Annotated in this window: 26 protein-coding genes; 20 read left to right on the top strand and 6 right to left on the bottom strand. The window is 64.5% G+C overall.

All coding sequences use genetic code 11. The features are described 5' to 3' along the window. Positions 1 to 41 precede the first annotated feature (41 nt). Genes DEBA_RS10380 through rlmB form a run of 6 tightly spaced genes read left to right on the top strand, consistent with a single transcriptional unit; the run spans position 42 to position 4,456 of the window. The gene (locus tag DEBA_RS10380; protein ID WP_013258886.1) at positions 42 to 1,346 is read left to right on the top strand and encodes a UDP-glucose dehydrogenase family protein; all 1,305 of its coding nucleotides are present in this window, start codon (positions 42 to 44) and stop codon (positions 1,344 to 1,346) included. Between the two features lie 35 nt (positions 1,347 to 1,381). Beyond that, positions 1,382 to 1,930 carry a DUF4416 family protein gene (locus DEBA_RS10375; RefSeq protein WP_013258885.1) on the top strand — a complete coding sequence of 183 codons (549 nt, stop codon included), beginning with the start codon at positions 1,382 to 1,384 and terminating at the stop codon, positions 1,928 to 1,930. Next, on the top strand, positions 1,927 to 2,805 hold the full coding sequence (locus DEBA_RS10370; RefSeq protein ID WP_013258884.1) for a YicC/YloC family endoribonuclease: 879 nt from the start codon (positions 1,927 to 1,929) through the stop codon (positions 2,803 to 2,805). Before DEBA_RS10375 ends, DEBA_RS10370 begins: the two co-directional genes overlap by 4 nt. 10 nt (positions 2,806 to 2,815) lie before the next feature. Then, entirely contained in the window at positions 2,816 to 3,103 is a 288-nt protein-coding gene (locus DEBA_RS10365) for a DUF370 domain-containing protein (RefSeq protein ID WP_013258883.1), read from the top strand. Next, entirely contained in the window at positions 3,100 to 3,708 is a 609-nt protein-coding gene (gmk, locus tag DEBA_RS10360) for a guanylate kinase (RefSeq protein WP_013258882.1), read from the top strand. Before DEBA_RS10365 ends, gmk begins: the two co-directional genes overlap by 4 nt. 1 nt (position 3,709) lies before the next feature. After that, positions 3,710 to 4,456 carry a 23S rRNA (guanosine(2251)-2'-O)-methyltransferase RlmB gene (gene rlmB / locus DEBA_RS10355; RefSeq protein WP_013258881.1) on the top strand — a complete coding sequence of 249 codons (747 nt, stop codon included), beginning with the start codon at positions 3,710 to 3,712 and terminating at the stop codon, positions 4,454 to 4,456. A 12-nt stretch (positions 4,457 to 4,468) separates the two neighbouring features. Here rlmB and DEBA_RS10350 read toward each other — a convergent pair whose 3' ends face one another. Both DEBA_RS10350 and DEBA_RS10345 read right to left on the bottom strand, forming a co-directional pair. Next, positions 4,469 to 5,887: an alginate O-acetyltransferase AlgX-related protein gene (locus DEBA_RS10350; protein ID WP_187288539.1), complete on the bottom strand. Its 1,419-nt coding sequence runs from the start codon at positions 5,885 to 5,887 to the stop codon at positions 4,469 to 4,471. Positions 5,888 to 5,899: 12 nt separating this feature from the next. Further along, positions 5,900 to 7,312 (bottom strand): MBOAT family O-acyltransferase, encoded by a 1,413-nt coding sequence (locus tag DEBA_RS10345; protein WP_013258879.1) that lies wholly within the window; start codon positions 7,310 to 7,312, stop codon positions 5,900 to 5,902. Between the two features lie 319 nt (positions 7,313 to 7,631). Here DEBA_RS10345 and DEBA_RS10340 point away from each other — a divergent pair, with 319 nt between their 5' ends. Both DEBA_RS10340 and DEBA_RS10335 read left to right on the top strand, forming a co-directional pair. After that, the gene (locus tag DEBA_RS10340) at positions 7,632 to 8,219 is read left to right on the top strand and encodes a hypothetical protein (protein WP_013258878.1); all 588 of its coding nucleotides are present in this window, start codon (positions 7,632 to 7,634) and stop codon (positions 8,217 to 8,219) included. An 82-nt stretch (positions 8,220 to 8,301) separates the two neighbouring features. Further along, a complete protein-coding gene (locus DEBA_RS10335) occupies positions 8,302 to 8,562 on the top strand; it encodes a hypothetical protein (protein WP_013258877.1) in 261 nt (86 codons plus the stop codon). Positions 8,563 to 8,629: 67 nt separating this feature from the next. Here the strand turns inward: DEBA_RS10335 and DEBA_RS10330 are convergent, their stop codons facing one another. Then, entirely contained in the window at positions 8,630 to 9,412 is a 783-nt protein-coding gene (locus tag DEBA_RS10330; RefSeq protein ID WP_013258876.1) for a TIGR03084 family metal-binding protein, read from the bottom strand. Positions 9,413 to 9,869: 457 nt separating this feature from the next. On the opposite strand from DEBA_RS10330, the gene DEBA_RS10325 reads away from it, so the two are divergent. Both DEBA_RS10325 and DEBA_RS18145 read left to right on the top strand, forming a co-directional pair. Further along, positions 9,870 to 10,139, top strand: coding sequence for an RNA recognition motif domain-containing protein (locus tag DEBA_RS10325; protein ID WP_013258875.1), 270 nt, complete (start codon positions 9,870 to 9,872; stop codon positions 10,137 to 10,139). Positions 10,140 to 10,255: 116 nt separating this feature from the next. Next, positions 10,256 to 11,653 carry a pentapeptide repeat-containing protein gene (locus DEBA_RS18145; protein WP_013258874.1) on the top strand — a complete coding sequence of 466 codons (1,398 nt, stop codon included), beginning with the start codon at positions 10,256 to 10,258 and terminating at the stop codon, positions 11,651 to 11,653. Positions 11,654 to 11,741: 88 nt separating this feature from the next. Here the strand turns inward: DEBA_RS18145 and DEBA_RS10315 are convergent, their stop codons facing one another. Together DEBA_RS10315 and DEBA_RS10310 are read right to left on the bottom strand one after the other, a co-directional pair. Beyond that, complete coding sequence (locus DEBA_RS10315) at positions 11,742 to 12,635, bottom strand: radical SAM protein (protein WP_013258873.1); 894 nt, start codon at positions 12,633 to 12,635, stop codon at positions 11,742 to 11,744. A gap of 149 nt (positions 12,636 to 12,784) precedes the next feature. Then, a complete protein-coding gene (locus DEBA_RS10310; RefSeq protein ID WP_013258872.1) occupies positions 12,785 to 13,132 on the bottom strand; it encodes a CGGC domain-containing protein in 348 nt (115 codons plus the stop codon). Positions 13,133 to 13,307: 175 nt separating this feature from the next. Here DEBA_RS10310 and DEBA_RS10305 point away from each other — a divergent pair, with 175 nt between their 5' ends. From DEBA_RS10305 to DEBA_RS10260, 10 genes are all read left to right on the top strand, one after another. Beyond that, a complete protein-coding gene (locus DEBA_RS10305; RefSeq protein WP_013258871.1) occupies positions 13,308 to 14,156 on the top strand; it encodes a hypothetical protein in 849 nt (282 codons plus the stop codon). A 68-nt stretch (positions 14,157 to 14,224) separates the two neighbouring features. Continuing rightward, the gene (hrcA, locus tag DEBA_RS10300) at positions 14,225 to 15,268 is read left to right on the top strand and encodes a heat-inducible transcriptional repressor HrcA (RefSeq protein ID WP_013258870.1); all 1,044 of its coding nucleotides are present in this window, start codon (positions 14,225 to 14,227) and stop codon (positions 15,266 to 15,268) included. Between the two features lie 34 nt (positions 15,269 to 15,302). Next, positions 15,303 to 15,896, top strand: a complete 594-nt coding sequence (gene grpE, locus DEBA_RS10295) for a nucleotide exchange factor GrpE (RefSeq protein WP_013258869.1) — start codon at positions 15,303 to 15,305, stop codon at positions 15,894 to 15,896. A gap of 62 nt (positions 15,897 to 15,958) precedes the next feature. Then, a complete protein-coding gene (gene dnaK, locus DEBA_RS10290) occupies positions 15,959 to 17,851 on the top strand; it encodes a molecular chaperone DnaK (protein ID WP_013258868.1) in 1,893 nt (630 codons plus the stop codon). Further along, positions 17,851 to 19,938, top strand: a complete 2,088-nt coding sequence (locus DEBA_RS10285) for an ABC transporter substrate-binding protein (RefSeq protein ID WP_013258867.1) — start codon at positions 17,851 to 17,853, stop codon at positions 19,936 to 19,938. Before dnaK ends, DEBA_RS10285 begins: the two co-directional genes overlap by 1 nt. A 37-nt stretch (positions 19,939 to 19,975) precedes the next feature. Beyond that, complete coding sequence (locus DEBA_RS10280) at positions 19,976 to 21,196, top strand: amino acid ABC transporter substrate-binding protein (RefSeq protein ID WP_013258866.1); 1,221 nt, start codon at positions 19,976 to 19,978, stop codon at positions 21,194 to 21,196. A 28-nt stretch (positions 21,197 to 21,224) separates the two neighbouring features. Then, positions 21,225 to 22,091, top strand: a complete 867-nt coding sequence (locus DEBA_RS10275) for a branched-chain amino acid ABC transporter permease (protein ID WP_013258865.1) — start codon at positions 21,225 to 21,227, stop codon at positions 22,089 to 22,091. Beyond that, positions 22,088 to 22,996 carry a branched-chain amino acid ABC transporter permease gene (locus tag DEBA_RS10270; protein ID WP_013258864.1) on the top strand — a complete coding sequence of 303 codons (909 nt, stop codon included), beginning with the start codon at positions 22,088 to 22,090 and terminating at the stop codon, positions 22,994 to 22,996. The genes DEBA_RS10275 and DEBA_RS10270 overlap by 4 nt, the downstream gene beginning before the upstream one ends. Beyond that, entirely contained in the window at positions 22,993 to 23,727 is a 735-nt protein-coding gene (locus tag DEBA_RS10265; protein WP_013258863.1) for an ABC transporter ATP-binding protein, read from the top strand. The genes DEBA_RS10270 and DEBA_RS10265 overlap by 4 nt, the downstream gene beginning before the upstream one ends. Beyond that, the gene (locus DEBA_RS10260; protein ID WP_013258862.1) at positions 23,720 to 24,418 is read left to right on the top strand and encodes an ABC transporter ATP-binding protein; all 699 of its coding nucleotides are present in this window, start codon (positions 23,720 to 23,722) and stop codon (positions 24,416 to 24,418) included. The genes DEBA_RS10265 and DEBA_RS10260 overlap by 8 nt, the downstream gene beginning before the upstream one ends. On the opposite strand, the gene DEBA_RS10255 is transcribed toward DEBA_RS10260, so the two are convergent. Further along, positions 24,415 to 24,942: a DUF6790 family protein gene (locus tag DEBA_RS10255; protein WP_013258861.1), complete on the bottom strand. Its 528-nt coding sequence runs from the start codon at positions 24,940 to 24,942 to the stop codon at positions 24,415 to 24,417. The two genes, DEBA_RS10260 and DEBA_RS10255, sit on opposite strands and share 4 nt — an antisense overlap. Positions 24,943 to 24,961 lie beyond the last annotated feature (19 nt).

Genomic DNA, 24,961 nt, shown 5'->3' with positions numbered 1-24,961 from the left:
CCGGCCCGGCGGGCCGGACGCATTATGCGGAGGATGCCGCGATGAACATTTGTGTTGTGGGGGTTGGCTATGTCGGTCTGGTGACCGGCACCTGCTTCGCCGAGTTCGGCCTCAACGTCACCTGCGTGGACAACGACCCCAAAAAAATCGACATGCTGCTGGGCGGCAAGGTGCCCATCTTCGAACCGGGGCTCGAGGAATTGGTGGCCAAGAACACCCGCGAGGGCCGCCTGCATTTCACCACCGAACTGGACAAGGGCGTGGCCAACGCCTTGGTGGTCTTCATCGCCGTGGGCACGCCCCAGGGCGATGATGGCGCGGCCGACCTGCATTACGTCTGGGACGTGGCCCAGGCCATCGGCCAGAACATGCAAGATTACAAAGTGGTGGTGACCAAATCCACCGTGCCGGTGGGCACGGGCAAGAAAGTCGCCGAGATCATCCAGCGGAGCCAGAAACGGCCCATCCCCTTCGACGTGGTCTCCAACCCCGAGTTCCTGCGCGAGGGCTCGGCCATCGAGGACTTCATGCGGCCCAACCGCGTGGTGGTGGGCGCGGCCAGCGAACAGGCCAAGGCCATCATGAAAGACCTCTACGCCCCGCTGTACCTGATCGAAACGCCGTTTGTGATCACCGACGTGGAAACCGCCGAGATGATCAAGTACGCCTCCAACGCCTTTTTGGCCACCAAGATCAGCTTCATCAACGAGATGGCCAACATCTGCGAGTTGGTCGGCGCGGACGTGCAGGTGGTGGCCAAGGGCATGGGCCTGGACCGGCGCATCGGCCCCAAGTTTCTGCACGCCGGCCCCGGCTACGGCGGCTCGTGCTTTCCCAAGGACACCGAGGCCATCGCTCATCTGGCCAAGGAAAATGACTACCGCTTCCAGATCGTCGAGGCGGTTATGGAGGTCAACCGCCGCCAGCGCCTGGTGATGGCCGACAAGGTAATCAAGGCCCTGGGCGGCCAGGTGGCCGGCAAGGTCATCGCCTGCCTGGGCCTGACCTTCAAGCCCAACACCGACGACATGCGCGAGGCCCCCAGCCTGGTCATTCTGCCCACCCTGATGGAAATGGGCGCGACCATCCGAGCCTATGACCCGGCCGGCATGGAGGCCGCCGCGCCGATGCTGCCGGGCGTGGAGATGCGCAAAAACTCCTACGACGCCGTCGAGGGCGCCGACGCCATGATCCTTATGACCGAGTGGAACCAGTTTCGCAACCTGGACTTGGCGCGGATCAAGGGCCTGATGCGCCAGCCCGTGATCTGCGATCTGCGCAACGTCTATCAGCCAGAACGCCTGCGCGAGGCCGGCTTCACCTATTTCAGCGTGGGGCGGCGCTAGAGGTGGCCCGGGCGTAGGCGTTGGCGAGCGCGGCAATGGCCAAAGCGCCCGAACCGGCCACGCTGGTGATCAGCCTGTTGGCCCGCGAGGAGGCGCCTCGCCTGGCGGCGATACGGGCCTTGGCCGAGCTTTGCGGCCCGCTGGAGCGCCTGAGCGCGCCGATGGCCTTTGGCCAGACAATCTATTACGAACCTGAAATGGGCCTGGGCCTGGATCGCCGCTTGGCCGTGTTTGAGCGGCCGACGCCCCTGCACGAACTGGCCCGGATCAAAAAACAGTGCATGGCCCTGGAGGTGAGCCTGGCCCGGGAGGGCCGCCGCGCGGTCAACATCGATCCCGGCCTGCTCACCGCCGATGGGTTGATCCTGGCCACGCACAAATATCAGGGCCATCGCCTGCCTTTGGGCCTGGATTTATACTGCGAACTGACGCTGTTTTTCCAGCGCGGCCGCTATCGAGCGTTGGCCTGGACCTACAGCGATTACGCCGGCGACGAAATGACGCGGCTGCTGGCGCTGATCCGGGAGCGTCACCTCTGGCGCCTGAAACGTCGGGCCGCCGCCGATAGTGGAGAAGACCAGTGATTAAATCGATGACCGGCTATGGACGCGGCCAATCCACCGCCTTGGACGGGCAGTGGATCGTCGAGATCCGCACCGTCAACTCGCGTTTTCTGGACATCCATCTGCGCGCGCCCTCGGGACTTGCCGCCCTGGAGGACCGCATCAAGAAGTTCCTGGCCGCCAGGCTCTCGCGGGGGCGGGTCAGCATCACCATCAGCGCCAGCGGCGCGGCCGAACCCGTGCCCCGGCTGGTGCTCAACCGGCCGCTGTTCAAGCAATATCGCCAGATCGTGCGCGAATTGGAGCAGGAACTTGGCGTCAGCGGCAACGGCAACGTCTGGCCCTACATCAACTGCCGCGAGATGATCCTGACCATGGACGCCGACCCGGACATGGACGTCTACTGGGCCCAACTGGAGCCGGCCATGCTGGCGGCCCTGGACGAACTGGACGCCATGCGCGCCGCCGAGGGCGACTCGCTACGCCGCGATTTTCTGGAGCGGCTGGAGCGGCTGGAGGGCTTTTTCGGCCAAGCCGCGGCCCGTTCGCCCCAGATCGTGGAAAACTATCGCCAGCGCCTGACCGAACGGATCGGCAAGCTCCTGGACGAAGGCCGGGCCGACCCTGAACGCCTGGCCCTGGAAGTGGCCATTATCGCCGACAAGTGCGATATCACCGAGGAGGCCGTGCGCGCCGCCAGCCATCTGGAGCAGTTCCGGGCCTTTTTGGAAGCAGGCGAGCCGGTGGGCCGCAAGCTGGACTTTTTGTTGCAGGAGCTCAACCGCGAGGCCAACACCATGGGCTCCAAAAGCCCCGACGCCCAGGCCAGCGCCATGGTGGTGGAAATGAAAGCCGAACTGGAACGCCTGCGCGAACAGGTGCAAAACATCGAATAGGGGGCCGCTCATGCCTTCCAAGCTGCTCAACGTGGGCTTTGGCAATTCCCTGGCCGCCAAGCGGGTGGTGGCCATCCTGACGCCGGCCAGCGCGCCCATGAAGCGCCTGCGCGAGGAGGCCAAGGCCGCCGAGCGCCTGCTGGACGCCACCCAGGGCCGCAAGACCAGGTCGATCATCATCACCGACACCGGCCATGTGGTGCTCAGCGCCATCCAGGCTGAAACCATGGCCCAGCGTTTCGAGCAGACCATTCACGACGATCAACAAATCCCCCTTGGCGAGGCCCCCAGAAAATGAGCGCCACCGGCCAGATCTTCGTGCTTTCGGGCCCGCCCGGCGCGGGCAAGTCCACCGTCGGGGCCATGGTGCGGCAAAACCTGCCCGATCTGGCCTATTCGGTCAGCTTCACCACCCGCGCCCCCCGGCCTGGCGAGCGCGACGGCGTGGATTATCACTTTGTCGACCGCCAGGCGTTCATCCAGCGCCTGGAGCGCGGCGACATTTTGGAGCACGTGGAGATCTTCGGCAACATGTATGGCACCTCGGCCCAGGTCATCGATCAGACCATCGGCCAAGGCGTCGACCTGTTTTTGGACACCGACGTCAACGGCGGCAAGGCCCTGCGCGGCCATTATCCCCAAGGCGTGTTCATCTTCATCGTGCCTCCTTCACGGGCCGAACTGGAGCGCCGTCTGCGCCAGCGGGGCACCGAAACCGAGGACAACATCCGCCTGCGCCTGGCCAGGGTCGGCTATGAATTGGCCGCGGCCCAGGACTACACCCACCTGGTGATAAATGACGACCTGAACAAGGCCGCGGCCCAGGTCGAGGCCATCATCACCACCGACCGCCTGCGCACGGAGCGCCAATTGACGCGCATCAAGCGGGAATGGGGCCTCTAAGGTGGAGCGACGCGACGATCTGATCGTGGGCCGTCACGCCGTGGCCGAGGCGCTGGCCGACCAGGCCCAGACGGCCATCGCCTTGCTGGTGGTCGCCGGGCAGCGTTCGGAGGCCGTCGGCCGCCTGGTCGAGGCCGCCCGCGCCGCCGGGCTGAAGGTGGAGAAGATCGAACGCCGCAGGCTGGACCAGATGGCCGGCGGCGCGGTGCATCAAGGTGTGGCCTTGCGGGTGGCGGCGCAAGGCCGCTACGCCGCGTGGGACGAGCTGCTGGCCGTCCTGGAGGAGGCCGGGCGACGGGCCTTGGTTTTGGTCGTCGATCACGTGCAGGATCCCCACAACCTGGGGGCCATGCTGCGTTCGGCGGCGGCGGCCGGGGCGCTGGGCGTCGTCGTGCCCAAGGATCGCGCCTGTCAACTGACGCCGGCGGTGGCCAAGGCCGCGGCCGGCGCGTTGGGTCAGGTGGCGGTTTGTCGGGTGGCCAACATAAGCCAGGCCTTGGCAGGCCTGAAGGAGATCGGCTTGTGGTCGGTGGCCGCCGTGGCCCGGGGCGGAGCCGCGCCGTGGGCGCTGGACCTGCGGGGTCCGCTGGCGGTGGTGGTGGGCTCGGAGCACAAGGGCGTTGCGCCGTTGGTGCAAAAAAACTGCGACATGCTGGCCACCTTGCCCCTGGCCGCCGGGGTGGAGAGCCTCAACGCCTCGGTGGCCGCCGGGGTGATGCTCATGGAGGTGGTGCGCCAGCGAAGCTAGCTGTCGACCGCTTTATTTGTCGTTCTGACGGGCCCCTCGGGCAAAGGCCGAGACGTAATTGCCAAAGGGTATCACCGCCGAATTCATCTCCACGATCACGAAATCCTTGTTGAAAATACGCGCGTCCCAATCCATGGTCCAGACGTCGATTTTGCTTTGGGGGGCTGGTTCACGGCCGGCGTGATAGGAGCGAAAGGCCGTGCGGAAGTAGTAGTAAAAGTCCATGGTGTCGAATACGCCGTATTTGTGCAGAAGATTCAATATGATCCAGTTGAAGCTGCCGCCGACCAGGGCCAGGTCGCCGGTGAAGGTGGCGGCGTCCCTGAGCGGGGTGACTTTGGGGTGCGGCGTGGGAAAATCGTAGGGCTGGTAGTAAAGGTTGAGCAATTCGGCCAGGTCGCGATCAAAGCCGATGGGTTTGTTGTCGATATCCACGCCGTCCAAGCGCAGCCGCGTGAGCTTTTTGCCGCTGATTTTTTCCAGCTTGGCCAGCATGCCTTGCAATGCGTAGATGGCGCCCAGGTCGTTCCAGTGGGTGCCGCCCTGGCAAAAGAGCGTGGCCGGGGCTTTGTCGCGCCATCGCAGGGCGGTGGCCTGGGCGTCGTAATAGTTCACGCCGTATTTGTCCAGAAGCGGCATGAGCATTTGTTGGTTGAGTTGGCCGGGGCGGCTGAACCAATGAAATTGCTCGGGAATGTATTCGGGGTAGGTGGTGGCCTTGCTGGGGCTGATCAAAAGCAAAAAGGTGACGCCGCGTTTGCGCAGCAAATCCTGCAACTCGCGCAATTGCTTGGCGTAACGCTCGATGTGCGCGATGTGGGTCTGGTTGGCGATATTCTGCTGAAAACGAATGTAGGCTTCTTCGTATAGCCAACGTTTTTTGCCCACCACGATGGCGTCGTCGTACATGTAGGATTTGGCGAAAACACTATAATAAAATTGATTGTTGAGTTTGATCAAGATGGGCCGCAGGCTGAAGCTGTTGTTAAAATATTGGCCGAACTGGTTTTGGAGCGAGCCGTCCAGCAATCCGGCCCAGCGAAAGGCTGGCGGCTTTTTCTCGCTATAGACGCCATAAAGCACGTTTTGGTCGTTTTTGGCGAAACGCACATCAAACCAGTTTTCCAGCGCCGTGTTGAAAAGTGGCAAGATCAAAAGGGCCAAACACAACGTCAGCAACAGGCCGCGCAACGCGCCGCCGCCCCAGCGCCGCAGCAGCCATGCCGCCCGCAAGCCCCAGATCAGCGGCAGGCGGCAAGCGGCGAAATACAGCCCAAAAAAGACGACTGGCCCGGCCATTCCGCCAAAGATCATCAACAACACGGCCCTGGGCCAGTCGAACATGGCCGGATAGTTCAGCACGATGCGCAGGCAGTAGATCAAAAGCCCCAGCAGCGCGCCGGAAAATGCGGTCTGTATGCCGATGCCCATGAAGCCCATTATCTAAAACCTGAAGTATATAAACGGGTTGAACGTAAGCGCCGCCAGTTTGCCCATCACCAGCAGCATCAACGCCAGCGAGCAGGACAATTCGAACTCGACGCGCAGGGCAAAGGCCCGATACCTGGGCAGCAGCCGCCACAAACGGCCCCAGGCCGGGGCCAACGACAGCACGGCCGCCAGGACCAGATAAAACCAGATGTTGGCCGTCAGATATTTGAACGCCGCCGGGTCGGCCGCCAGGCCGAGCATGGCCCGCATATAACCGGCGAAATGGCCGATGTCGGTGGCGCGGAACAACGTCCAGCCCAGCACCAGGAAAAAGAACGTCGCGCCGATGTTGACGGCCTTGGGCAGGCGCGCGCCCTGGCGCAGCCAGAACAGCTTGTCCAAGACCAAAAACACGCCGTGATAGACGCCCCACAAAACAAACGTCCAGTTCGCGCCATGCCACAAGCCCGAAAGCACGAAGCAAAACCACAGGTTGAAGTACATTCGCCCGGTGGCGACGCGGTTGCCGCCCAGGGGGATGTAGAGATAATCGCGGATCCATGACGACAGCGAGATGTGCCAGCGCCGCCAGAACTCGGTGAAGTTGGACGAGATATAAGGCAGGTTGAAGTTTTCCAGCAGGCGGAAACCGAACATGCGCGCCAAACCGATGGCCATGTCGCTGTAGCCAGAAAAATCGAAGTATATCTGGAAGGTGAAGCAGATCACCCCCAGCCAGGCGAAAAACGGGCCCAGCGTGGCCGGATCGGCGGCAAAGGAAAAGTCGGCCACTTCGGCCAAGGTGTCGGCGATGAGCACCTTTTTGGCCAGGCCCACGGCGAAACGGCTGAGCCCGGCTTGGATGTTGGGCAGGTTGTGCTCGCGCCGCTTAAGCTGGTCGGCGATGTCGTGGTACTTGATGATCGGCCCGGCCAGCAGCTTGGGAAAGAAAAAAACATAGAGCAGATAATCGGCGAAATTGCGGGCCGGTTTGCCCACGTCGCGGTAGACGTCGACAAGGTAGGTGATTTTTTCGAAGACCACAAACGACACGCCGATGGGCAGGGCTATCTTGGCCAGAACGAACGGATTGAGGCCAAGGTCGACCAGCAGGGCGCTGACGGCGTCGGCAAAGAAATTCATGTACTTGAAATAGACCAGAATGCCGACGTTGGCCAATACTCCAAGAAAAACCAAGAACTTGCGCCGACCATGTCCGGTCGTGGCGTGCATGGCGCGCACCACCAGCCAATCGAAAAGCGTCGAGCCAAGCACCACGAAGACGAACGAAGGCTCGCCCCAGAAATAAAAAGCCAAACTGAAGGCGATCAGCACATAGTTTTTGGCCCGGCCCGGGGCAAGGTAGTAGACGCCCAGCACGGCCGGCAAAAAGATGAATAAAAACAACGGCGAGCTGAAAACCATCGCAAACGATCCGCGCGATTGGGCGAAAAAAACCGGCGCGCGGCCCATGGCCCCGCGACAAGACACCTGGTTGCCGGCAAAACAAATCGATGTTAGAGCACTTGTTGAATAATGTCAACAAGATTGATCGGTTGTGCCAGCAAGCCCATACCGCCCCGCCGCTCGTCAACGGCGGGGCGATGGCATTTACGCGGCCGCTCGCCGTGACGGCGTTTTCTGGAAAGGCAATCCCGCGCCAGCCTCCTGGGCCGCCCCGGCCTGTCGGCCGACCATTGGCCCGTGGCCGGCTTGGCCATGCACGACGGCGCGGGAGGCGAGCATGGGCGAGTTTCATGACGAGGTAAGCCGAAACAACGGGCGCTTCGCGCCACTGCCGGGCGATATTGGCCTGACGCCGGGGCTGGCGCTGGTGCGTTTTTGCCAGACCGCGCCGGGCGAGCCGGCCACGCGGGCCGGGCACGTGTTTGGCTTTGTCGGGCCGGGCGAGACGCTGGAGGCCCTTTGGCGGGTGCGCGTGCTGCCCTGGGCCGGCCGGCGGGGGCCCTGCGAGGTCTGGCGTCGGCGGGGCCTTTCGGCCGCCCAGCGTGGGGCCGTGGCCGAGGCGGCTCGGGCCTACGCCGGCCGGGGCTATGGTTGGTGGAAACTGGCGGCGCATTTGGCCGATTGGTTTTTGGCCTGGGCGCTGTTTGGCCTGAGCCTGGGCCGGAGACGAGGCGAGGCCTACGTGGCGCGGCGGCTGTTGGCCCTGGAGCGCTGGCCGATCTGTTCGTGGGTCTGGGCGCGGGCCTACGGCCAGGCCTTGGGCCTGAGCCTGGGGGAGCCCGGCGGTTGCGCCACGCCCGACGGCATGCGTGACTATTTCATGGCCGATCCGGCCTGGGAGCTGATTTTTCGGCGCGCGGGCTGATTTTTTTGCCGCCGGAGCTCAAGAAAGCGCAAGTCCCTGCCGATAAGGCTCATGAGGCGGAAACTCAGCAGGGGAGGCGGTCATGAGCGCCATCGGATCATACGGCAACATGTCGCAACAAGATGTGACGGCCCTTTCGGCGCAATTGGTCGAGGAGGCCGCCAACGCCAGCACCATGATCCGGGCCTTCAACCGGGCCAACGAGATCATCCAAGACCCGGAAAAGGCCGGCGTCAGCCTGCGGGAATCCATGCAGGCCACGGCGCGTTTCACCGTCGAGGTGCTCAACCAAGACTTGAAAAACAAGCTGGGCAAGGGGCTCAACGTCGACACCCAGGTCTGACCCATCGCGCCGCGATGAAACGGCCCGGCCATGCGCGCCGGGCCTTTTTGCGTTCATGGGGCGGCTTTCACCAGGCGCGTTCGCCGGGCTTGGGGCCGTGGGCCGGCGGGCCGGCGAAACACTGGGCCACCTGCATCCACTGCGTGGCGGCCTCGCCCACCGGTTGCAGGGCGGTGTCGGCCACGTTGCGGCGCTGGGTGACCACCAAACAGAAATCCTCGGCCGGGCCGACGATGCTCTGCGCGGCGTCCTCGGGCCCCCAGGCCCACAGGTCGCCTTCGGGGCCGCTCAGCTCGACGCGGATTTGCGCCTCCGGCTTGGCCAGGCCCTTGACGGCGAAGCTCCAGCCGTAGGTGGTCACGCCCAGGTGGGCGATGTGGCGCAGGCGCGGGGTGGCTTGCCGCCGCACGCGCAGGGCGTCGGCCACGTCCTGGCCGTGGGCCCAGGTCTCCATGATGCGCGCGGCGGCGAAGGAGCGGGCGCTCATGGGCGGGCCATACCAGGGCAGGCGGTCCTTGGGGCCCATGGGCTCCAGGGCGGCGATCAGGGCGTTGCGCTGTTCGCGCCAGTATTGCAGCAGATCTTGATCGGGCATATCGCGCACTTGGCCGAATATCTCATCCCATTTATCAAGATTTGCAAACAGCTCTTGGACATGTTTGTTAAAGTCGTCGGGCATGGTGGCGGCCAGGCGGGCCGTGCCGTCAAAGTAGGCGATGTGGGCGATTTCGTAGTGGATGTCCCAGCCCAGAAACGGCGTGAGCGTGCGCCAGCCGTTGGCGTCCAGGCCTTCGACAATGAAATCGAGGGCTTCGTATTCGTCGCGCAGGTCCGCGCAGATGGCTTTCATTGGTCTTCCTCCGCTGGCGTGTTGGTTGTCGCGGCCCGTGATAACATTGTTTACTATGCAACAAGCGGCGGCCGCCGCGCCAGGGCAAAACGCGTGGGCCGGGCCGGCCGGCGCGGCGCAAGAAAAAAATGACGCGGATGAAAAATAATTTATCCGAGGATGCCGCAAGGTGTTATATTAGTTCCCGTAGAGGTGCGGTTTTGCCGGGCTTTCGTCAGGCGGCTGACGAGGGCGAAAAATGCGGTCCGGCGCGAGGAAACCGCGAGCACCTGTTGACAAGTTGGTTTTTTTGGATAATAGTTTACGGATATTCGACCAATCAGCCTCAGTCGACCGCTTGACCAAGGCGACGCATCGCGCGCCACAATCAGCTAAAAAGCAAGGCTCATTGGCTAGTGAGCGTCCCCTCGCCAGAGGTGAGGGGCGAAGTGTATTCTTGTAAGGAGAGTCTTGAAACATGGGAAAGAGCATTTACGTTGGCAACCTGTCCTTCCACTCCACCGAGGACTCCGTCCGCAACCTTTTCGAGCAGTACGGCGCCGTGCAGTCGGTTAAGGTGATCACGGACCAGGAGACCGGGCGGTCGCGCGGATTTGGTTTTGTGGAAATGGACAGCGATGCCGCGGAAAACGCCATTCGCGCGCTGAACGGCGCCGATCTGGACGGCAGGGCTTTGAAGGTCAATGAGGCCCGGCCCCGCGAGTCCCGCCCCCCCCGGCGCTGGTAGCCAAGCGCCGCCGAGGCGGTATTAAAGCAGCAAGTTGAGGCAAAACGGGCCCATGTCGGTGTAAACCGGCGTGGGCCCGGCCTTTTTCGCGGCCCGTGTTTTTTTGGGGGGAAAGCATGCCCTGCTGCAAGGCTGAAGAATATGACAACTGGTGCGCGGCCGAGCCGACGGTTGAATACGAAGGCGAGGAGTATTGCATCTTTCATGCGCCGGCCGAGTGCCCGGAAAAGCAAGACGTGGAGGCGTTTAACAAGAAGGTCTTTGAGAGAATAGATAAATGCAAGAAGGATGGGGAAGAATGTGATTTGCGCGGCGCGATATTTCCGGGATATATTAGTTTTAGCGCATATGATAAAGACAATCCGCTGCCGAACATAACATTTAGTCAAGCATTGTTTTGCAATGCAGTGTCTTTTGATTCTGTAACATTTGGAGGTATATCAGAATTTTATGATGTGAGGTTTGATGGGTATGTAAATTTCGCTTATGCAGAATTCAAAGGATATGTTGACTTTGGACTGTCAATAATATCAGAATCATCTAGTTTCATGTGTGCGATATTTAGCAGTTTTTGCGAATTTAGTCAGACAGAATTCTGTGGCAGAATAGATTTTTTAGAAACAATTTTTTGTAATATATGTGACTTTGGCCACGCAATATTCAATGGGCATTTAGACTTTACAAATTCCAAATTTCATCAGCTAGTTGTTTTTTATGCTGCTGATCAACTTGATATGTCATGTGACCATACACATTTTTGTGGCCCTGTCTTGTTTCGCGACATAAAAATCCTATCATGCCGCTTTGATGACTGCATCATAGACAAGCATATCGAATTCGAACGCGCCGATATTTCACGGCTTTCACTGCTGCGCGCGCCCATCGAGTCCATGCGCTTCATCGACTGCATATGGCCGGAGAGCAAAGGCCGCAAGGTTGTCTACGATTCTCGCTCCGTTCAAGGGCAGGGCTATTTTCCGCTCTTCAACGTATTTGGCGCTGATCGTTTCTCCGAGTTAAACAAGCCCCCCGAGCCCGGCCGCTTGGCCGACCTGTTCCGCCGGCTGAAGAAAGTCGCCCGCGACGGGGCCGACGAGCCCTTGGCCTCGGATTGGCACTACGCCGAAAAGGAAATGCAACGCCTGGACGCCAAGCAAAACAAGCGTCCGTGGTTCGCCCTTGGCCTGTGGCTATACAAATTAGTCAGCGGCTATGGCGAAAGCCCGTCGCGGGCCGGCCTTTGGCTGGTTGTTTTGGCGCTTCTGCCGTGGCTGGCCCATGAATGCCTTGACGTCATCATGAAAACTCTGCCGCGCGACCCCCTGCCAAACGTGCAAACATTGGCCTGGCTGAACGCCGCCTTTTCCACGCCAAAGGAATACATCTCGGCCAGCATCAACCACGACGCAACCGGCTGCTATCTCTACACGCTGTGGCTGCGGATCTACCAGACGCTCCTCCTGGTCCAGGCCGGCCTTTTTGGCTTGGCCGTGCGCAACAAAATGCGTCGCTGACCAGGCGCCGCGCCCCAAAAAAACGCGCGGCCCGGCCAGCGCTCCGACGCCGCCAAACCGCGCGTTTCAGCGCCAACGCAAAGCGCCGCTAAAGGGCGCGCATCCACTCGGGCTTGAGGCCGACCCGGCCGGACAGCGCGCCGTCGATCAACTCCAGGGCCTTTTGCTTGTCGGCCGGCAGATAGGCTTTGATCGGCAGATAATTGCTGGCGTGGTTGGCGAAAAACAGGCCGTCGCTCAGGTCGGTGTTGGCCAGCATCTCGCGCAGCTCCATGAGCATGCCCTTGGCGTCGGGCAGCTTGAACTGGCCGGCCGCGTGGGCGTCGCCCATGGGCGTGCCGGGGATGAGCATCAGCGTCAGCGCGCCGACGTAATCCGGGTCCATGGCCGTGAGCAACTGGCCGGTGGCCCTGGCGTGCTCTTGGCTGCGTTCGGCCCCGCCCACGCCCAACAGCACCGTCACCGAAACCTTCATGCCAGCCGCCTTGGCCCGCCGGCCCTGGGTGATGAGCTTTTCGGGGTCGGCCCCTTTTTTGATGTCGCGCAGCACGTCGGGGTGGCCGCTTTCCACGCCGTAATACAAGATGCCAAGGCCCAGCTCGCGCAGGCGGCGCAGGTCGTCATCGCTTTTCATGGCGATGCTCTTGCTGTTGGCGTAGCTGCCCACCCGCCGCACCCAGGGCAGTTTTTCGCGGATCTGGCCCAAGAGCCACTCCCAGTGGGCCATGGGCATGATCAGCGCGTCGCCGTCCATGACAAAGACGCGGTCTTGGCGGCGACAGTGCTTCTGGGCGAAGCGCAGGTCTTGCTCCAGGGTTTGGCGGTCTTTGATGCCAAAGCGCTTGTCGTAATAGGTGCCGCAAAAGGCGCATTTGTTGTGGCTGCAACCCAGGGTGGCCTGGATCAGGATCGAATTGGCCTCGCTGGGCGGCCGGATGCAGTTGCCGACGTAATCGAAGCCTTGAGGCTCGGGAAGGGTCATGGTTCTATCCCCGCTTTCGTGATGATTCGCGCGTTGTTGAAATATAAGGGCCAAAATGGCCCGGCGCAAGCCAGGGGCGCGGGGCGGTGGCGGGGGAAACTCTTTCGCGGCGCGGGGCCGGAAAGGGTTTCCCCCGGGCTGTTAAAGTGTTAGTGATAGTCGTGGGTGCCGGCGATGACCACGGGCAGGCCGGTTTTTTCCTGGATAAAGGCGATCTTTTCCTCGACGGTGCTGTGGGGGCAGGCCGGTTTGGCCCCGACCATGCACGAACTGAGGTAGACCGCGTCGGGCCGTGTTTCGGAAAGCTTCATGGCCATGCCCAGGTTGGGCACCATCGACCGGCCCGGACACTGGCATTTGACCAAGGCCACCACCTTGACCGGCTCGTCGAATTTGCCCTCGCCCATGGCCGCGGCCTTGAGACAGCGCCACTCGCCGGGGCAACCATAGCCGCTGTCCATGTAAGAACCACAACCGATGATCATCACGTTTTTCATTTTGCCACTCCATCGCGGGCGGTTTGGGTAAACCCCCTTTATCGGGGGATGATTAGTCCGCTACAAGCAATAGCACCGCCGGCGGCGGCGGTCAAGTTCGAGCCGCGGCCTCGCGGCGGCGATGGTTTGTGGTATTAATAAATGATGAAGCCTTGCCGCCTGTCGGGGGATGTCGATGAAAGCCCTGTTCTGTTTCGTGGATGACGCCCAGTTCGAGCTGGATAACTTCGTGGAAAACGCCGCGCCGGCCTTTGGCCGGGCCGAGTTCGTCTGCGCGCGGACCTTCGCCGAGGCGGCCGAGGCCATCGGCTCGCGGGTTCCGGTGTGCTTTTTGCTGGATATCCTGGGCGGCGACTCGGATTTCAAACCCCAACTGCCCACGCCCCAAGAGATGGTCAAGATGCTGGGCAAGCAGCCCGGCGTGGAGCGGCTCTACGCCGGGGTGGAAAAGCCCACTTCGGCCGAGGCCAATTTGCTGCTGCGCCGGGTCTACGCCTATGTGGACCGCGTGCAGATGGCCTTTCGGCGAGCGGCTGGCATGATGGGCCAGGGCCGCCATTATGGCTTGGACAACCTGGCCGCCGCGCGCGAGGCCTATCCCTGGGCCGCGGCCCTGGGTTACAGTCGCAAGGCCCTCTACGCCGACGGCGTGGCCATGTCCATGGCCGGGGCCGACGGCCTGCTGCAAAAGCCCCAGGGCGAGGACGACGAGGCCATCGCCCTGGCCACCCGCCAGTTGGCGCCGGCCTTGGCGCGCATGGTCTACGGCATGGTCGAGGGTCGGCTGCTGCGCGTGGCCGCGCCCCTGGCCCTGGAGTTGCAAAACGACCCGGACAAGGACATGGCCGCCCTGGGCCGGGCCATGAGCCGGGCGGTGCTGAGCCTGCTGCGCGGCAACGAGGCCGGACGCATGGCCTCGGGCCGTGGCCTGGAGGAAACGCTATTGGCCATCAAGGCCGACGGCCAGGCCGCGCGGACGGCGGTGGCGCTGGCTAGCTGGCTGCTGTCGGAGCGCTCCGCTTGACATGACAGCCGGGGGTTGATAGATTCTCCCAGCCTCCGCCGGCGGGGGCTAGTGAGGGGCAACTGCTTGTGACAAAAGAACTTTCCGACAGATCCAAGCTCATCTTGGCGGCGGTGGTGGCCAACTACATCGCCACGGCCGAGCCCGTCGGCTCGCGCACGATCTCGCGCCAGGATTACGTCGACCTCTCGCCGGCCACCGTGCGCAACGTCATGGCCGATCTGGAGGAGATGGGCCTGTTGGAGCAGCCCCACGTCTCGGCCGGCCGCGTGCCCACCAATGAAGGCCTGCGCCTCTACGTCGACACCATCCTCCAAGTGGGCGAACTGGAAGACCAGGCCAAGCTGATGATCCACCGCGCCCTGGACGAAAATCAGGCCTACGACTTGAACGGCCTGTTGAAAACCGCCGGCAAGGCCCTCAGCGACGTCAACCGCCTGGCCGCGGTGGTGGCCGCGCCCAACCCCGACAACGACGTCTTTCGCCAGATGGAGTTTGTCCGGCTCAGCGAATCGCTGATCCTGGTGGTGATGGTCACCCGTAGCGGCGTGGTGCAAAACCGCGTCATCCTCAGCGACGAGGACGTCAGCCAGGAAAACCTGGATAAATGCACGCGCTACTTGAACAGCCTCATGGGCGAGCTTACCTTGAGCCAAGTGCGCAAGCGCGTGGCCAAGGAGATGGCCAAGGAGAAAAACCGCTTCGACGCGGTGCTGGGTCGGGCCCTGCGCCTGGGCCAGAAGGCCTTGCAGGGCCAGGGTGACGGCGATTTGTTCATCGAGGGGCGCACCAATCTGATGGAGGCCCCCGAGTTCGCGGACGTGGGTCGCTTGCGGGCGATTTTTCAGGCCTTCGAGGAAAAATCGACCCTGCTGCGCCTGTTGGAGCGCGCCTTGGAGGCCCGGGGCGTGCGCATCTTCATCGGCTCGGAAGGCCTGTTGTCCGGCCTGGACGGCTTGACGGCGGTGACGGCCTCCTACGGCGGCCAGGATAGCCCCTCCGGCGCGCTGGCCGTCATCGGGCCCACGCGCATGGATTATTCCAAAGTGATCGCCACGGTGGACTACACGGCCCGGCTGGTCTCGCGGATCATCGATTCGCGGGGCGATTAGAGTCGGTCAGCCGGGGTAACGGAGGTTAACGGCAGTGAGCAAGAGCGAACGCATGAATATAAAAAACAAGCCGGACGAACAGCGCGAGGCGGCCAAGGCGACCGGCCAGGTCGACGGTCCGGCCCAAGAGGTCGTCGACGAGCCGATGAGCGACCTGGAACAGTGCCAGGCCCAGCGCGCCGAGTTGGAAGACCGCTTCATGCGCCTGGCCGCCGAGTTCGACAATTACAAAAAACGCGGCGAGCGCGAAAAAGCCGAGTTCCTCAAGCGGGCCAACGAGGCCATGGCCGGCGACCTGCTGCCGGTTCTGGACAACCTGGAGCGGGCCCTGGGCGCCGCCGGCGAGGCCGACAAGCAAACCCTGCAAAAGGGCGTGGAGATGGTTCTTGGCGAGTTGCGCAAAACCCTGGAGCGCCATGGCCTGGAGGCCATCGACGCCCTGGGCCAGCCCTTCGACCCCCAACTCCACGAGGCCATGATGCAGCAGGAGAACCCCGACGTGGAAGAGGGCGCCGTGCTCAGCCAATTCCAGAAGGGTTATCTGTTCCAGGGGCGGCTGCTGCGGCCGGCCATGGTGGTGGTGGCCAAGGCCCCCGCACCCGCGGAGGACGAGGCGGCTTCGGATTGATTGACCGCCCGTCCGGCCCGGCGGCGCGCGCCCCGGCCGGATCGATGGAGGCTTCCGGCTAGATGGGCAAGATCATCGGCATCGATCTGGGCACGACCAACTCCTGCGTGGCGGTGATGGACGGCGGTGAGCCCAAGGTCATCACCAACCAGGAGGGTAGCCGCACCACGCCCAGCATGGTGGCCATCGGCGAGGACGGCCAACGCCTGGTGGGCCAGGTGGCCAAGCGCCAGGCGGCCACCAACCCGGCCAACACGGTCTTTGCCGTCAAGCGGCTGATCGGCCGCAAGTTTCGTTCGGCCAGCGTCCAGCGCGAGCAGCAGTTTCTGCCCTATATCATCGTGCCGGCCAAAAACGGCGACGCCAACATCACCCTGTGGGGCCGCGCCTACAGCCCGCCAGAGCTCAGCGCCATGGTCCTGGCCAAGCTCAAGCAGACGGCCGAGGATTTTTTGGGCGAGCCGGTGAGCAAGGCCGTGATCACCGTGCCGGCCTATTTCAACGACAGCCAGCGCCAAGCCACCAAGGACGCCGGCCGCGTGGCCGGGCTGGAGGTGCCGCGCATCATCAACGAACCCACGGCGGCGGCGCTGGCCTACGGCCTGGATCGGCGCGGCGCGGCGCGGGTGGCCGTCTTCGACCTGGGCGGCGGCACCTTCGATATCTCCATCCTCGAACTGGGTGACGGCGTTTTTCACGTCAAGGCCACCAACGGCGACACCCACCTGGGCGGAGAGGATTTCGACCGCCGGCTGGTGGACTTTCTGGCCCGCGAGTTTCAGAAAGAACACGGCGTGGATCTGCGGGCCGACAACATGGCCCTGCAGCGCCTGCGCGAGGCGGCCGAACGGGCCAAGATGGAGCTCAGCTCCCTGATCGAGACCGAGGTCAATCTGCCCTTTATCACCGCCGACGCCGGCGGGCCCAAGCACCTGCAGATCAAGCTGACCAGGGCCCAGTTCGAGGCCATGGTCGACGATCTGATCGCCCGCACCGAGGGGCCCTGCCGCCTGGCCATGCAAGACGCCGGCCTGGCTCCCGCCGACATCCAGGAGGTGATCCTGGTTGGCGGCATGACGCGCATGCCCAAGGTCCAACGCAAGGTGCACGCCATTTTCGGTCGCCAGCCGATCAGGAGCGTCAACCCCGACGAGGTCGTGGCCATCGGCGCGGCCATCCAGGCCGGAATGATCGGCGGCGAGGTCAAGAACCTGGTGCTGTTGGACGTGACTCCCCTGAGCTTGGGCATCGAGACCATGGGCGGGGTGATGACCAAGCTTATCGAGCGCAACACAACCATCCCCACCCGCAAGAGCCAGATTTTCAGCACCGCCGAGGACAACCAGCCGGCGGTGAGCATCCACGTCCTGCAGGGCGAGCGGGAGATGGTCGTCGACAACAAGACCCTGGGCCGTTTCGAACTGGTGGGCATCCGGCCCGCGCCCCGCGGCGTGCCGCAGATCGAGGTCACCTTCGACATCGACGCCAACGGCCTGGTCAAGGTCGGGGCCAAGGACTTGGCCACCGGCCGCGAGCAGTCGATCAAGATCGCCGCGCCCAGCGGCCTTGACGAGGCCGAGATCCAGCGCCTGATCAACGACGCCGAAGAGCACGCCGAGGAGGACCGCCGGCGGCGCAAGCTGGCCGAGGCCGCCGATCACGCCCACGGCCTGGCCTATCAGGTCGAGGAGGCCATGGGCCAGGCGCGGGGCAGCGTGGGCGCCGAGGTCATGGAAGAGGCCAACCAGGCCCTGCGCGGGGTGCGTTCGGCCCTGAGGGCCCAGAGCAAGGCCAAGATCGATCTGGCCATGGACGTGCTGATCAAAGCCAGCCACAAGCTGGCCGGCGCCATGTACGGCGCGGCCGGCGCGCGGGGCCGTGATAACGGCGGCGGCCCCAAGGTTGACTTCGAAGATTTCATCGACGCCGATTTTGAGGAAGTGGACAAACCGTGATGCCTCGTTGGATAAACGCCTTGGCCCTGGCCCTGGCCCTGGCCTGTGCCGGCTGCGCCACCACGGGCCCCGAGCCCGCCACGCCGCCCCTCGACGCCAAAACCGAGGTGCGAGCCCTGTTCAAGCTGGGCCACGAGCGCATGGCCAACGGCCAATATCAGGCCGCGGCCGACGCCTTTCGCGCCGCGGCCGACGGCGCCAGCGACGATGGCGCGCGGCAGTCGGCCATCTTCTGGCTGGCCCGGGCCCAGGCGGCCGACGGTCAGGACGGCCCGGCCCTGCGGACTTTGAACGGCCTCAAGCTTGCGGCGCTCGCGCCGGCCGAACAGGTCCGGGCCCAGATCCTGCACGGCGACCTGGAGCGGAAGGCCGGCCAAAACGACAAAGCCGCCGGCCGCCTGCGCGCGCTTTTGTTCAAGCCGCCCGCGCCCCTGGACGGGCTTCAGGCCAAACAGGCCCTGGAAGACCTCTGCGCGGCCCTGGAAAAGCTGGGCCGCCACGAGGAGGCGGCGGCTTCGTACCTGCGCTGGGCCGAACAATACGGCCTTACCACGCCCGAGCACATGGCCCGCCTGGCCGATTTGGCCGGCCAGGTCCGCAGCGAATCCGTGGCCCTGATGGAGCAAAAAGCCGCCACGCCCCAGATGCGGGCGGCCTTGGTGCTCGGTTTGGCCAGGGCCCAACTGCGCGAGGGCCTGCTCGATCAGGCCGGACAGACCATCGAGCGCCTGCGGTTGGACCCCCAGGCCAACGCCTTCGAAGACCAACAACGCGACTTGGCGGCGGCCCTGGCCCAGGCCAGGCTGGTCGACCCGCGCGCGGTGGGCGTGATTCTGCCGCTGAGCGGGCCATACGCGGCCACGGCTTCGCAGGTCCTGGCGGCTATCGAACTGGGCCTGGGCCTGTTCCGCGCCGACGGCCGCGGCCCCACGCTCTACATCGAAGACAGCAAGGGCGACCCTCGCTCCGCGGCCCAGGCCGTGGACACCCTGGCCGTGCAACGCCGGGTCATGGCCATCATCGGGCCCATGCGCGCGGCCACATCCCTGGCCGCGGCCCGGCAGGCGGCCCAACACGGCGTGCCGTTGATCACCCTCAGCCGGCTGGAGGGCGTCTCCCAGGCCGCGCCGTGCGTGTTTCAGAACTTTTTCACGCCCCAAGAGCAGGTCGATGTGGTTTTGGACGAGGTCATGGGCAAGCGTCACAAGCGCCTGATAGCCATTTTGGCCCCCAAAAGCCCCTACGGCCAGGGCTTTGCCGAGCTGATGGAAAAAAGCGTGATCCAGCGCGACGGCAGCGTGGTGCGCAAGATCTTCTACGACCAGAATCTGCCCGATTTTTCGCCGCAGATCAAACAATTGGCCGCTTTGCCGCCGGGCAATTACCGCCCAGGCGATCCTGATTCTCCCGCGCCGGTCATCGACTTCGAGGCCTTGTTCATCCCCGACGGCGGAGCCAGGCTGGGCATGATCGCCCCCCAGTTGGCTTATCACGACGTCATCGGCATCGACCTGCTGGGCTCGAGCCTGTGGCACGACCCGGTGGTGCTAAAGACCGCCGGCCGCTATCTGGAAGGCTGCATTTTCCCCGTGCCCTTCAATCCCGACGACCCGCGGCCCATGGTGCGTGAGTTTGTCGAGGCGTTTTCGCGCAACATGGGCCGCAAACCCAACCTGCTCGACGCCCACGGTTATGACGCGGCGATCATGCTGCGGCGGATCATGGACGGCCCCGAGGCGCCGCGCACCAGGGCCGAGTTTTGCCGGCAATTGTCCCAGGCCAGCGCGGTGGAAGGCGTCTGCGGCCAGATCAGCGTGGGGTCCGACGGCCGTTTCGTCAAGGCGCTGGAGCTGTTCACCATCTCGCGCGAGCGTTTCGTGCCCCTGGCCCAGGCCGGTCAGAGCGTCGGTCCGCCGTCCTATCCCAAGCCCAGCGCCGACGAGGAGCCCGAATCGGTTGACGGACAACTCGACAGCCAGCCCAGGCCCCAGCTTCAGCCCTACACGCCGCCTGGCGAACCGGAGGGCCAGCCTCCCATCCGCGAGCTGCCCTTGACGCCGGCCCCGGCCGGCACCATCGCTCGCTGAGCCCGGAGTTGGCCACGCCAACGAAAAGGAGCGCCCGATGCGCAAAATGATCATCGCCCTTTTGGCCTTGTGCGCCATGACCATCACGGCCCAGGCCGAGCCAGTGGCCGGTTACCGGATCGGCGCGGTATTGCCCCTTTCGGGCCTGTTCGGCAAGGACGGGGCCCAGATCAAGGACGCCTACACCTTCTGGGCCGAACACGTCAACGCCCAGGGCGGCGTCCTGGCCGGCGGCCGGCGCCACCCCGTGGAGCTGGTGATCTACGACGACGCCTCCACGCCTCAGCGCTCGCAGCTGCTGGTGCGCAAGCTGGCCACGGCCGACAGGGTCGATCTGTTGCTGGGCGGCTATGGCTCCAGCCTGGTCATGGCCGCCTCGGCCGCCGGCGAGGCCCTGGGCTATCCGATGATCAGCGGCGGGGCCAGCTCCAACAATCTCTTCGAGCGTGGCTACAAATACTATTTCTCGACCCTGGGTCGGGCCACCGACGAGGTCTCGGGCGTGGTGCGGGCCATGGCCGGCCTTTCGCCCAAGCCCCGGACCTGCGCGATCATCGGCTCGGACATCCCCTTCACGGCGCTGGCTTGCCAGGGCTATCGTGATCAGGCCTCGACAGCCGGCCTGGAGGTCGTGCACTACGAGCTGTTCCCGCTGGCCATGCAGGACTACAACACCGTGCTGGCCAAGGCCAAGGCCTCGGGCGCGGACGTGCTGCTGGTGGGCTCGCATTTGCAGGTGGCCCTGCGCGTGATGCGGGCGATGAAAGAGATCAACTACAGCCCCAAAGCCGTGGCTTTTTCGTATGGCCCCACCGTGCCGGCCTTTGTCCAGGAGTTGGGCCCCGACGCCGAGGGCGTTTTCGCGGCCAGCGAGTGGACGCCCAATCTGCCATATGACGGGCCGGTGTTTGGCTCGGCGGCCCAATTCGCCACGGCTTATCGCCAGCGCTTTGGCCGCGAGCCCGATTACGTCGAGGCGGCCGCCGTGGCCGGGGCGGTGGCCCAGCAATTGGCCGTGCAGGAGTTGGGCCTGACTCCGCCCATCGACGCCGCCGGCCGCCGGGCGATCATGGAAAGACTGCACGCCATGGACGTGATGACCTTTTATGGCCGGATCAAGTTCGACGCCGACGGGGCCAACGTGGCCCATCCGCCGGTGTGCGTGCAGGTCCAGGACGGCAAGCTGGCCTGCGTCTACCCGCAAAGCGCCCGCACCGCGCCGCCCCGTTACCCCATGAAGCCCTGGAGTCAACGCTAGCGGCTCGGCCGCCGGCATCGCGCGCGTCATGCTGATCATCCAGGCGCTGATAAACGGGCTGTTGGCCGGCGGGGTCTATGCGGCCTTCGCCACGGGGCTTTCGCTGATCTTTGGCGTGATGGGCGTTTTGAACATCGCCCACGGCGAACTGGTCATGCTGGGGGCGTTCGTCTGCGCGGGGCTGTTCCACGGGCTTGGTCTGGGGCCGCTGTGGTCGTTGCCGCTGAGTTTTGGCTTGATGTTCGCTCTGGGCTACGTCATGCAGCGGCTGTTTCTGGCCCCCATCGCCGGCCGTCCGCCGGTGATGAGCTACATCCTCACATTTGGCCTGCACCTGATCATTGCCAACCTGGCCCTGCTGGCCTGGAGCGCCGATCCCCGGGCGGTGACCACGCCGTATTCGGGCGCGGGGCTGCGTTTGTGGGGCCTGGACCTGCCGCTGTTGAAGTCGATGGTGTGTTTGGCGGCCCTGGCCATGGTCGGCGGGCTGCATCTGTTTCTTTCGCGCACGGCCTGGGGCCGGGCCATCCGGGCCACGGCCCAGGATCGCCAGGCGGCGGAGTTGATGGGTGTGGACGTGGGCAAGGTCTTCGCCCTGACCTTCGCCCTGGGCGCGGGGCTGACCGGGCTTTCCGGGGCGCTGGTGGCCATGGTGCGCGACGTGGACGTGGCCATGGGCCTGCCCTACACGATCCTGGCTTTTTGCGTGGTGGTGGTCGGTGGCATGGGCTATCTGCCGGGCGCGTTGATCGGCGGGGCGCTGTTGGGCGTGGTGGGCGAGCTTTGCACGGCGCTGATTTCGCCGGGCTGGTCGCTGGCGATCATGTTCACGATCTTGTATCTGACGCTGCTGTTGCGTCCGGCCGGGCTGACCGGCAAGGGCATGGTCGAGTGAACCGCCGGTTCGCTTGGCTGGGCGCGGCCCTGGCCGGCGGTGGGCTGGCCTTGCTGCCGCTGGCCGGCCCGGGCTATCACCTGGCGCTGTTGACCGACATCTTTTTTTGGGTGGGCATGGCCAGTTGCTGGAACCTGGCTTGCGGCAACACAGGCTATATCGATTTCGGCTCGGCTGCCTACGCCGGCCTGGGAGCCTACGCCGCCGGAATCTGCCTGGGTTCCGGCGCGCCCCTGATCTTGGCGCTGGCCCTGGCGGCGCTGATACCGGCGCTGGCGGCGCTGGCGGTGGGCCTGCCGACGCTGCGTCTGCGCGGGGCTTATTTCGCCATCGCCACCCTGGCCCTGGCCGAGGCGCTCAAGCAGATCTGCCAGCAATGGGAGGGCCTGACGGGCGGGGCCATGGGCCTGACCGTGGCCGTGCGTCTTGATGATTTAGACTATTATTACGCCTACTTATCCATCGCTTGCCTGGTGCTGGCGACTTGCGCCATGGTCCGGGGCGGCCGGCTGGGCCTGGCCTTGCGAGCCCTGCGCGGCGACGAGGCCGTGGCCGCGCGCATCGGCGTCAACACCTTGGCCGCCAAGATGACCGTCTATTGCCTGGCCGCCACGCTGATCGGGCTGCTGGGCGGGGTGCAGGCCACGCGCATCAGCTACTTCACCCCGGCCGACGCCTTCAACGTGCACATCACCATAAAAATGATCATCATGAGCCTGCTGGGCGGTTTGGGCTCGTTGTGGGGCCCGGCCCTGGGCGCGGCGGCCTTGCAGACGTTGGAAGACTATCTTGGCGCGGAGTTTTTGGACTTTTACCTGGCCCTGGTGGGGGCGGTGATCGTGGCTGTGATAATTTTTCTGCCGCGGGGCCTGGTGGGCGGACTGGGCCGGGGAGGGCGGCGGTGAGCGGCGAGCCGTTGCTGGAGGCCCGTGGCCTGAGCAAGAGTTTCGGGGCTCTGCGCGCCCTGGACGGCGTGAATCTGCGCCTGGAGCATGGCGGCGCGCTGGGGGTGATCGGCCCCAACGGCAGCGGAAAAAGCACGATGTTTCGACTGCTTGGCGGCTTGATGCGCCCAGACGCCGGCCAGGCTTTTCTGGAGGGTCGGCCCATCGTCGGCCTGGCGGCCTGGCGCGTCTGTCGGCTGGGCCTGGCCCTCACCGGCCAGATTCCCCAGCCGCTGAGCGAACTGACCGTGCGGGAAAACGTGGTGGCTGCGGCGGTTTTTGGCGGCGGCCTGGCCATGGGCGCGGCGCGGCGCGCGGCCGAGGAGCATCTGGCGCTGACCGGCCTGGCCGCGCTGGCTGACGCGCCCTCCGGCCGGTTGACGGTGGTCAACCGCCGCCGCCTGGAGCTGGCCCGGGCCCTGGCCACGCGGCCCAAGGTGATTCTTTTGGACGAAAACCTGGCCGGGCTCACGCCGGTCGAGACCGACCAAGCGCTGGATTTGTTGCGGCAAATCAACGCCATGGGCGTGGGGCTGCTGATGGTTGAGCACGTGATGCGGGCGGTGCTGGGAATCTGCCGGCGGGTGATGGTGCTGGACCAGGGCCGGCTGATCGCCCAGGGCCGACCCGAGGAGGTGGTGCGCGAAGCGGCGGTGATCGAGGCCTATCTGGGGAGCGACGTCCATGCTTGAGGTCAGCGACCTGCGGGCCTATCACGGCGACATCCAGGCGTTGTGGGGCGTGGGGCTGCGGGTGGAGCGGGGCGAGGCCGTGGCCTTGATCGGCCCCAACGGCGCGGGCAAGACGACGTTGTTGTTGGCGTTGATGGGCTTGGTCCGGGCCGAGGGCCGGGTGTTGCTGGCGGGCCGGTCGATCCTGGGCCTGCCCAGCCGGCGTCTGGTGCGCCTGGGCATGTGCCTGGCCCCGGAGGGCGGCCGCCTGTTTGCCGAAATGACCTGCCGCGACAATTTGCTGGTCGGCGGCCACGTGTTGGATCGGCGGCGGCGTCTGGCCGCGCTGGAGCGGGTGGAGGGGCTGTTTCCGCGTCTGGCCCAGCGGGCCGCGCAAAAAGCCAGCACCCTGTCGGGCGGCGAGCGCCAGATGCTGGCCCTGGGCCGGGCGCTGATGGCCCAGCCGGCGCTATTGTTGCTGGACGAGCCGTCGCTGGGCCTACACCCGTTGTTGGCCGGCCAGGTCTTCGAGGCCATCGGCCGCATCGCCGCCGAGGGCGTGACGGTGTTGCTGGTCGAGCAGAAGGTTTCTCTGGCCCTGCGGGCCTGCCAGCGGGCCTATGTGCTGGAAAACGGCCGCGTCACGCTGGATGGCCCGTCGGCGCTGGTGGCTGCCGACGAAGGTGTGCGCAAAGCTTACCTGGCGCTCTAAGCCAGCGATTCGGCTTTTTCGCCGTCTTGCACCGCCAACAAGACCACCAGCAGCAGCGGAGTCAGCACGTCGGTGTAGACAATGCCGCCGGCGTTGCCCGGGGCGGTGTCTTGCAGATAGACCAATTGCCAGATGTGGCCCGCCGCCGCGCCCCACAGAAACACCGCCGCGAAAAGGGCCGTGGCCAGGCGAAAGCCCCGGCTGGCCTGCCAGGCGATTAGGCCGGCCAGGCTCAGGCCCAGGTTGGTCATGGCGATCTCCCATTGGAAGGGGCTGGGTTGCCAGCCGATGAACCTGGCCACCTCGGCGGGCTGGACGGCGTGCCAATAGGCGTTCCACAGGCTGGCGCAGCCCAGGCTGAAAAACAACAGCGGCCGCAGAAAACACTCGGTGACGGCGCGGCGCTTGTGGGTGCCCTTGACCTTGGCCGCGAAAAACGCGCCGATGAGCAGCGCGAGGAGCAACAGGCTTGTCGACATGTTGCCCAAGATAAGGCCCAATGCTTCGTAGAGCGCGTCGGTCATGAAATCGTTCTCCTGGCCT

The sequence above is a fragment of the Desulfarculus baarsii DSM 2075 genome, from assembly GCF_000143965.1.
GTDB lineage: Bacteria > Desulfobacterota > Desulfarculia > Desulfarculales > Desulfarculaceae > Desulfarculus > Desulfarculus baarsii.
This window is presented reverse-complemented; position numbering and strand designations above follow the sequence as displayed.

Excerpts from the sequence above, each read along its gene's own strand:
- DEBA_RS10380 (WP_013258886.1), top strand. The coding sequence starts at position 42 with ATGAACATTTGTGTTGTGGGGGTTGGCTATGTCGGTCTGGTGACCGGC.
- DEBA_RS10375 (WP_013258885.1), top strand. The coding sequence starts at position 1,382 with ATGGCCAAAGCGCCCGAACCGGCCACGCTGGTGATCAGCCTGTTGGCC.
- DEBA_RS10365 (WP_013258883.1), top strand. The coding sequence starts at position 2,816 with ATGCCTTCCAAGCTGCTCAACGTGGGCTTTGGCAATTCCCTGGCCGCC.
- gmk (WP_013258882.1), top strand. The coding sequence starts at position 3,100 with ATGAGCGCCACCGGCCAGATCTTCGTGCTTTCGGGCCCGCCCGGCGCG.
- DEBA_RS10350 (WP_187288539.1), bottom strand. The coding sequence starts at position 5,887 with ATGGGCATCGGCATACAGACCGCATTTTCCGGCGCGCTGCTGGGGCTT.
- DEBA_RS10345 (WP_013258879.1), bottom strand. The coding sequence starts at position 7,312 with ATGGTTTTCAGCTCGCCGTTGTTTTTATTCATCTTTTTGCCGGCCGTG.
- DEBA_RS10340 (WP_013258878.1), top strand. The coding sequence starts at position 7,632 with ATGGGCGAGTTTCATGACGAGGTAAGCCGAAACAACGGGCGCTTCGCG.
- DEBA_RS10335 (WP_013258877.1), top strand. The coding sequence starts at position 8,302 with ATGAGCGCCATCGGATCATACGGCAACATGTCGCAACAAGATGTGACG.
- DEBA_RS10330 (WP_013258876.1), bottom strand. The coding sequence starts at position 9,412 with ATGAAAGCCATCTGCGCGGACCTGCGCGACGAATACGAAGCCCTCGAT.
- DEBA_RS10325 (WP_013258875.1), top strand. The coding sequence starts at position 9,870 with ATGGGAAAGAGCATTTACGTTGGCAACCTGTCCTTCCACTCCACCGAG.
- DEBA_RS18145 (WP_013258874.1), top strand. The coding sequence starts at position 10,256 with ATGCCCTGCTGCAAGGCTGAAGAATATGACAACTGGTGCGCGGCCGAG.
- DEBA_RS10315 (WP_013258873.1), bottom strand. The coding sequence starts at position 12,635 with ATGACCCTTCCCGAGCCTCAAGGCTTCGATTACGTCGGCAACTGCATC.
- DEBA_RS10310 (WP_013258872.1), bottom strand. The coding sequence starts at position 13,132 with ATGAAAAACGTGATGATCATCGGTTGTGGTTCTTACATGGACAGCGGC.
- DEBA_RS10305 (WP_013258871.1), top strand. The coding sequence starts at position 13,308 with ATGAAAGCCCTGTTCTGTTTCGTGGATGACGCCCAGTTCGAGCTGGAT.
- dnaK (WP_013258868.1), top strand. The coding sequence starts at position 15,959 with ATGGGCAAGATCATCGGCATCGATCTGGGCACGACCAACTCCTGCGTG.
- DEBA_RS10285 (WP_013258867.1), top strand. The coding sequence starts at position 17,851 with ATGCCTCGTTGGATAAACGCCTTGGCCCTGGCCCTGGCCCTGGCCTGT.
- DEBA_RS10280 (WP_013258866.1), top strand. The coding sequence starts at position 19,976 with ATGCGCAAAATGATCATCGCCCTTTTGGCCTTGTGCGCCATGACCATC.
- DEBA_RS10275 (WP_013258865.1), top strand. The coding sequence starts at position 21,225 with ATGCTGATCATCCAGGCGCTGATAAACGGGCTGTTGGCCGGCGGGGTC.
- DEBA_RS10260 (WP_013258862.1), top strand. The coding sequence starts at position 23,720 with ATGCTTGAGGTCAGCGACCTGCGGGCCTATCACGGCGACATCCAGGCG.
- DEBA_RS10255 (WP_013258861.1), bottom strand. The coding sequence starts at position 24,942 with ATGACCGACGCGCTCTACGAAGCATTGGGCCTTATCTTGGGCAACATG.